The sequence below is a fragment of the Arcticibacterium sp. GJ41-1 genome, assembly GCF_055808875.1.
On the sequence record NZ_CM147888.1, the window covers coordinates 998,573 to 1,006,214 of the forward strand.

Below are 7,642 nucleotides of genomic sequence, written 5' to 3' on the forward strand. Positions count from 1 at the left end.
ACGTTATTAGGAAGCACAATTAAAGTACTTTTGTGCTTCAAATTTAACTTTTTTGATAAAACAGGAAAAATTTAAAAATATTGTCCTGAGGCTTTCCCCTAAAATCATAGGTCGCAAATTCCGTTTTTTGTGTCCTATTCTTTTGTTGTGCTGCTTAGTTTCTGGTTTGGCTTATGCTCAAGCAGACTCACTAGTGGTGTCTCAGAATACTATTAAAGAGGGTTTAATTTCTGACTCCTTAGTGCTTTCACAAGATACCCTTCCTAAGAGCTTAATTGCTGACTCGCTAGTGAGTGTAGATAATAACCTAGAAACCACTGTGGTTTATTCTGCTGACACCATAGTAATGGAAGTGGATGGAGAGACTGTTTTTTTATACGGTAATGCTTCGGTAGAGTATGGAGATGTTAATTTAAAAGCTGATTTTATTCGCTTTAGTTGGGTAGATAGTGAGATTTACGCACACGGTGTGCCAGATTCTACAAAATTGGTAGGAGAGAAGGTAAAAGGGAAGCCAATTTTTACACAAGGAGCAGAATCTTATAACACAGATACTATTAGGTATAACTTTAAGTCTAGGAAGGCTATTATTAAGGGAATTGTAACGCAAGAAGGAGAAGGTATTATTCAGGGAGAGAAAGTAAAGAAAGACCCAAAGGATAACCTTTATTTGGTAGATGCCAAGTATTCTACCTGTGATTTGGCAGAGCCACATTTTCATATTGCTGCAAAGAAAATTAAACTCGTTAATAAACGCTCCATTATTTCTGGACCATTTAATTTGGTTTTGGCAGGTATTCCATTGCCCATAGGTTTTCCTTTTGGTTTTTTCCCTGTGCCAAAGAAAAAGGAGATAGGTACATCTGGTTTTATCATGGGTAGCTATGGCGAAGAGCCCAATAATAGAGGTTACTATTTTAGAGACTTTGGTTACTATCATGCCTTTAATGAGTATATAGGTGCAAAAGTATTAGCCCAAATTTATTCAAAAGGAAGTTTTGGGCTTGGCGTGCAGTCGCAATACACCAAAAAGTATAAGTACGCTGGAAATGTGAATGTCCAGTTCAATGTCAATAAACCTGGGGATGAGCTATCTCTTCAAGAAACATCAAGAGATTTCAATATTTCATGGTCGCATTCTCCCCAAAATAAAAGACCTGATAGAAGTTTTTCTGCTTCGGTCAATCTGGTAAGTAATGGTTTTAATCAAAACAATAGACGATTAGATGCCGTAGACCAATACACCAGCAATACTTTCGGTTCTTCTATTCAATATTCAAAAGACTTTGGAAAACTTATAAGAACCAGTGGAGCTTTACGAGTAAATCAAAACGTGTCTACCAAGGTTTTGAATGCTGGAGCTACTTATAGTTTAGCTGTCAGTCAGTTTAACCCATTTGTGCCAGAGAAAAAACAAATAGGAAGATGGTATGAGTCTTTTAGAACAGGCCTTTCGGTTAATGGAGGTTATTCTGTAACTAATCAAAATAACACTCGCTCTACCAGTTATAATGATTACAATATTGCAGGGGTTTCTAACGAGCCTATTTCAGCAATAGAAGAAAGAAGAAAGCAAGAGCTAGAGCAGCTTCTACTATCAAATAACTTAACTGATGAAGAAAGGATTCTCTATGAAGAGCAGCTCGCAGCTTTAGATAGCCCAGTTATTGAGGGAATTGATAATATTCTTAAAAATGGCGTGTTTAATACTTCTTATAATGTGCCTATTTCGCTACCAAACATTAAAATTGCCAAGTACATAAACTTGACGCCAAGTATTTCCTATAAAGGAGATGTTTTTACTAAAGAGTTGAATTATAAGTTTGTTAATCCTGGGGACGAAGAGGAGGTTGTTACTTTAGATGACGGACGAACAGTCACGGTCCAAGGGGTAGCTGGCTATGATTCTGTTTCATATAGTTATGATGATTTACAAAATTTAAGAGTTTTGGTTGACCCTAATGGTGGAGGTGTAGTTGTAATAGACACATTAAATAAACCTTCTTTTGGTCAAAGTTATTCTTTTGGGACAAGTTTAAACACTAGAGTTTATGGAACTTATAGATTTAACGAAAAAGGGAGAATGCAAGCTATTAGGCATACCGTTTCTCCTTCTATGAGTTTGAGCTATACACCAGATACCGAAGGGCAATATGCTTATAAAACTGTGATTAGGCAGGATAGTACGGGGGCTACAACAGAGAAGTATTTGCCAAGATTTGTCAATTCATCAGCGAGAACAGGTTCGGCTTCCGCCAATATTAGTTTCGGAATAACTAATCAGCTAGAAGCTAAAATGCGAAGTAAGTCAGATACTGGTCAAAGCGAATTTGAGAAGGTTTCGTTGCTAGATAATTTCAGTATAAATGGTAGTTATAATCTTCTTGCTAAGAAAGGTTTAGGCGAATTTGCACTATCTAATATCAATTTAAGTGCTAATACATCGCTATTTAAAGGTTTGATAAGGCTAAACACAGGCGGGACCATAGATCCTTATCAGTATGTTACAGATGATTTGATTAGCAGTAACTTAGCAGGGCAAAGGGTTACAAAGTTCAAATGGAATAAAGATGCCGGAGTAGATGTGGGAGACTATCTTAGTAGTTTTAACCTGTCTATGAATACCACGCTTAGTCCTAAAACCTTTAATAAAGACAAAAAAGGTCAAAAAGGAACAGACGAAAATGTAGATCCTGCCAAAGCTGCCATGGAAAAATTTATAAAGGCTAATCCTATGGCTTATGTCGATTTTTCAATCCCTTGGAGTTTGACAGTGGCTTATTCTTTAAACTATTCTAAGCAAGGCCTGGCAGACGCCAGAGTTACACAAGCTCTGTCTTTTAGAGGAGATTTTAGTTTGACACCAAAGTGGAAGGTAACCTATAGTACAGGTTGGGACTTTGTATATAAAGATGTAACACTTACTACGGTGGGTATGATGCGTGAGCTACACTGCTGGGATATGAGCTTTAACTGGACACCTATAGCAGGTAATGCAGCAAGGGCCTCAAACTATAGTTTTGATTTGAGGGTTCGTTCTTCGCTGCTTAAAGATTTAAAAGTAAGTAGAAGAAGACAGTATTATGACCGAGGAGGTTTCTAGCCATAACACTGTCCTTATAAATATTTGATTAGCTAATTTCGAAACTAGCTAGCTGCACAAATTCCATTACTCTATCGCTAATATCTTTTTCTGTAAGATTTAGCATTTTTTCAACGCCAAATTTCTCAACACAGAAAGAAGCCATAGCAGAACCATAAATCATAGCTCTTTTAAGATTGTTGAAAGATAAATCGTCAGACTTCGCCAAATAGCCAATAAAGCCTCCGGCAAAACAGTCACCAGCACCCGTTGGGTCAAAAACATCTTCTAAAGGTAATGCAGGACAAAAGAATATCTTATCTCCTTGGAAAAGAAGGGCACCATGCTCACCTTTTTTTATAACCAAAGTTTTAGGCCCCATTGCCATAATTGTTTTTGCCGCTTTTCTTAAAGAGTAGTCTCCAGACAGCTGCCTTGCTTCAGAGTCATTAATTGTCAAACAATCTATGTCAGCAATAACTGCCTTTAACTCATCCATGGCTATATCCATCCATAAGTTCATAGTGTCCAACATGACAAATTTTGGACGTTTGCTAAACTTATTCAAAGTAGCATGCTGCACACCAGGCACCATGTTTCCTAACATTAAGTAATCGCATTCTTGGTATTGCTCAGGTAGTTTTGGCTCATAACCGTCTAAAACATTTAATTGAGTCTCTAGTGTGTCGCGGCTATTCATATCATTATGATACTTACCGCTCCAGAAAAATGTTTTACCAGTTGGGTCAATTTCTAGTCCATCCGTATTAATACCATGCTTATGAAATGTTTCAATCATTTCAGCAGGAAAATCTGCCCCAACTATCCCCACTAAATTATTCTTCTTAGTAAAGTAAGAAGCAGTTAAAGAGATATAAGTGGCAGCTCCACCAATAATTTTATCTGTCTTGCCAAAAGGTGTCTCTATTTTGTCAAATGCTACAGAACCTACAGTTAATAAACTCATGAATGATGTTTAGTTTTAAAATTTTATGCAAAAATACTACGATTCTCCGAATAGTAACATTTGAATTTCCTGAACCATACTGACTGGTTTTGACAAAAAAGCCTTTACCGTAAAAAATCGTACCATGTTTTTGTTTAATATTTTAGTAGATAGTTTGCTTATATCTATTAATTCTTTGTTGTATTTTTACCCTCTAATAACTAAATAAGAACAATTTTTCCAATGAAGAATCCTTTATTTCTTATCGGTGCTTTTTTGCTCACAGTAGCATTTAGTACGCAATCTAATGCTCAAGGTACTGTACCATGTGTTGAAACTATTAATCAGTTTTTTCATGAGGAGGTAGTGAAGGCTATGCCAGAAGGGGCGGCTCCAGTCGTTCTTAATAGGCTTGGTACTAACCCTCAGTTTGGACGAATTAGAAGACATACTTCAGCCTCAGCTTATGCTCATCTTAAAGCAGTAAAAAGAAGAAGCAAAAGAAATGGTGCCGAACTTGATAGACTTTTAAAAACCCTAGGTTATATAGGCTCTAATGATCCTGAATTTGACAAAGACGATATTACTCCTGTAATTGTACCAGCCGGTTCAGTAGGATGGATGGGTTCTGGAAGTAAGAGATATATCAAAGCTCAGTTTGGAAAAGATTTTGAAGGATTTCAAATCTTTGTTAAAGACGGGCCTTGTTTCATTTATATAATGAAGACATGTGGTAATATCTTCTTCCAAGACATTCCTTCATGTGACCAAAATATTCCATGCCCAGAGTGTAACAATTTCTCTTCTTGGAGTGCCAATAACACTGCCAATCCATTTTGTAACTGTACGCCTTGCCCAGATTGTCAAGATACAGTAGACCAAACAATAAACTTGTCAGGTGCTGGAGAGATAACCAGTGGAGACAGAGTAACGGAAACTAAAGAAGTGGAATTAGTAGCATCTTATGGTGGTCAGAGCCTTTGCTTAGGTAAATTGACAGTTCCTGTAAGTGTGACATATGAATATGCAGCATCTGGTTCTACAAGTGCTTCGGAAGTAGTTAGAGTAGATAACCAAAATGGAAATGCACTTTCTGCTGTAGATTTGAAAATTCCAGTAAACTTAGATTTTGATGTAGAAGAAGGTCAGACAAGTTTTGGTGATAACGGAGCCATTAGAATGGACGTTACTAAAAAGAGATTTGCTGTCTTGAAAAAAGATTATGCTTTATGTCCTGCTGATATGGCTGGAACAGAGATGGAAGGTCTTTCTGCTACAGAAATTGAATCAACTGATGCAGTAGTTGCAGAAGCTGCCTCTGACGGAGTGATTGGTAAGAAAAAACAAACTATGTTCTTTGCAGGAAATGATGCCATAAGTGAAGTGGTAAGTAAAGAGCACAACCCTACAGTAACTGTGATTGCTCATGCCAAGAAAATGGGTAAACTTTCTAAAGGAGAGTCGGCTGATAAATATTTATGTTTGGGTCAGTATAGTGTTGCTGGAGCTTCTGCTCTAAAATATATGCTAACTGGAAGTAGCAATCTTACTCACGCATTAGAAATTTGTGATGGCGAAGGAGATGAGCCAGCTGATAAAAACATTGACTTACCAATTGAGCTTGATGCAAGTTTTACTAAACAAGAAATGCAAGTAGGTGATGATGGTAAAGTTTACATAGAAATCACAGAGAACCAATACAAGAAAATGGGTAAGAGATTCTCAAGATGTTGCTCAAACGGAGATGATTCTTGTTTCTAAGAATCTATTCATTTTAGATATATAAAAAAAGCATTCCAAAAGGGATGCTTTTTTTATGGAATAGAATGAAATGCTAGTTTTTAACGATTTAGTAAACTCTCAAATGCTGTATCTACTTTATTGAATCCAAATCCTTCAATAAGCTTTTTCATGTTTTTAACCAAAGCATCATTACATAGGTTGCCAATACTTCCTTCTAAGGTGTGGTTAAGGCTTCTGTCTGGTACAAAGTTGCCATCATTAATGCCTTCGCCAGTTATTTTATAAGCATCTCTAAATGGTGTACCTTTTAATACTAGGTTATTTACGTTTTCCACACTGAAAAGTAAGTCATATTTAGGGTCATCAAGGATATTCTCTTTTACCTGCATTTCTCGCACCATAAATTCTGTTATCTCTAAGCACTCTGAAAAGCTATCAAATGCTGGGATAAGGATTTCCTTTAGTAATTGAAGTTCTCTGTGATAGCCGCTCGGTAAATTAGACAGTAGGCTGTTTATCTGTGTAGGTAGGTTTTTTAAAAGATTGGCTTTACCTCTTAGTATTTCGGCAACATCGGGGTTCTTTTTGTGAGGCATAATGCTACTACCCGTTGTGATTTCCTCTGGTAACTTAATGAAAGCAAAGTTCTGGCTGTTGTAAAGGCAAACATCCATTGCTAGCCTTGATATAGTATTGGCAATGTTACTCAAAGCGGAAGAAACCGCATACTCCATTTTTCCACGAGTCATTTGAGCATATACTACATTATAGTTAAGGTCGTCAAAGCCTAGTAGCTCTGTAGTCATGGTTCTATTGAGTGGGAAAGAAGAACCATAACCAGCACCACTACCTAAAGGGTTTTTGTTGACTACCTTATAAGCCGCTTGAAGTAGTGTTATATCATCAATAAGACTTTCTGCATACGCTCCAAACCAAAGGCCGAAAGAAGATGGCATAGCTATCTGAAGGTGGGTGTATCCAGGTAGTAAATCTCCTCTATGTAAATTACTTTTCTCAATAAGAGTTTGAAAAAGCGAATTCGTTTGAGAGGAGATGTCTTCTATCTTACTTCTAAGATACATCTTAAGATCCACTAAAACTTGGTCGTTTCTAGAGCGGCCGCTATGAATCTTCTTTCCAATGTCTCCTAATCGCTGAGTAAGTATTAGTTCTACCTGACTGTGAACGTCTTCTACATCATCTTCAATCTTAAAAATGCCATTATCAATGTCAGATATAATACTCTTGCACTCTTTTAGGAGTGATTCTAGCTCCTTTTTTTCTAGAAGTCCAATGCTTTCTAGCATAATGGCATGAGCCATAGACCCGAATACATCAAATCGGGCTAAATGAATATCTAGTTCTCTATCTTGACCTACGGTAAATTGTTCAATGTTTTCCTGAACTTTCTTACCATTGCTTTTACTCCACAGTTTCACGATGTACTTATTTTTTTAATTATCAACCTCACAAAGAAACAAAGAAAGTGACCTAAAAGAGAAATCTCAGTCTAATAATCTGAAAAGGGGAAATATTAAGCGGGGTCATTTTTAGCACGGTATTTGCACTAATATTTAGGTATTCTTAAAACGTCTAATGCCGTTTTGAGAGTAAAATAAAATAAGTCTTAAAAAATGCCTTGATTGGTGTTTAGGAGGACTTTTTAGAAAGTAACATCGTGCAATCCTGTATTTTGGCATAATTTTTAAGGGCGTTTCTGCCCTTGGAATACTGTCGTTTATATATGGAAAACTGGATGTTGCTTTTTTTTATTTAGAAAAAAACTGATAATTCTGATAAAGAATTTAACGTTGCTGATTGAATTTATTTAAAAACTAGTTCTATTGAGAGAACACTTACTTAAAACTGAA

The 7,642-nt window shown here is 36.5% G+C and carries 4 protein-coding genes; 2 read left to right on the plus strand and 2 right to left on the minus strand.

What is annotated here, in order from left to right:
• The first annotated feature begins 52 nt into the window (after window positions 1-52).
• Window positions 53-3,103 (plus strand): putative LPS assembly protein LptD, encoded by a 3,051-nt coding sequence (locus tag AC0L6O_RS04045; RefSeq protein ID WP_473306517.1) that lies wholly within the window; start codon window positions 53-55, stop codon window positions 3,101-3,103.
• A gap of 28 nt (window positions 3,104-3,131) precedes the next feature.
• Here the strand turns inward: AC0L6O_RS04045 and AC0L6O_RS04050 are convergent, their stop codons facing one another.
• A complete protein-coding gene (locus tag AC0L6O_RS04050; RefSeq protein WP_473306518.1) occupies window positions 3,132-4,049 on the minus strand; it encodes a PfkB family carbohydrate kinase in 918 nt (305 codons plus the stop codon).
• A gap of 222 nt (window positions 4,050-4,271) precedes the next feature.
• Between AC0L6O_RS04050 and AC0L6O_RS04055 the strand changes: the two genes are divergently transcribed.
• A complete protein-coding gene (locus AC0L6O_RS04055) occupies window positions 4,272-5,789 on the plus strand; it encodes a DNA gyrase inhibitor YacG (protein WP_473306520.1) in 1,518 nt (505 codons plus the stop codon).
• 80 nt (window positions 5,790-5,869) lie between these two features.
• Here AC0L6O_RS04055 and argH read toward each other — a convergent pair whose 3' ends face one another.
• On the minus strand, window positions 5,870-7,210 hold the full coding sequence (gene argH, locus AC0L6O_RS04060) for an argininosuccinate lyase (RefSeq protein WP_473306521.1): 1,341 nt from the start codon (window positions 7,208-7,210) through the stop codon (window positions 5,870-5,872).
• Window positions 7,211-7,642: the final 432 nt, after the last annotated feature.

Excerpts from the sequence above, each read along its gene's own strand:
- AC0L6O_RS04050 (WP_473306518.1), bottom strand. The coding sequence starts at position 4,049 with ATGAGTTTATTAACTGTAGGTTCTGTAGCATTTGACAAAATAGAGACA.
- AC0L6O_RS04055 (WP_473306520.1), top strand. The coding sequence starts at position 4,272 with ATGAAGAATCCTTTATTTCTTATCGGTGCTTTTTTGCTCACAGTAGCA.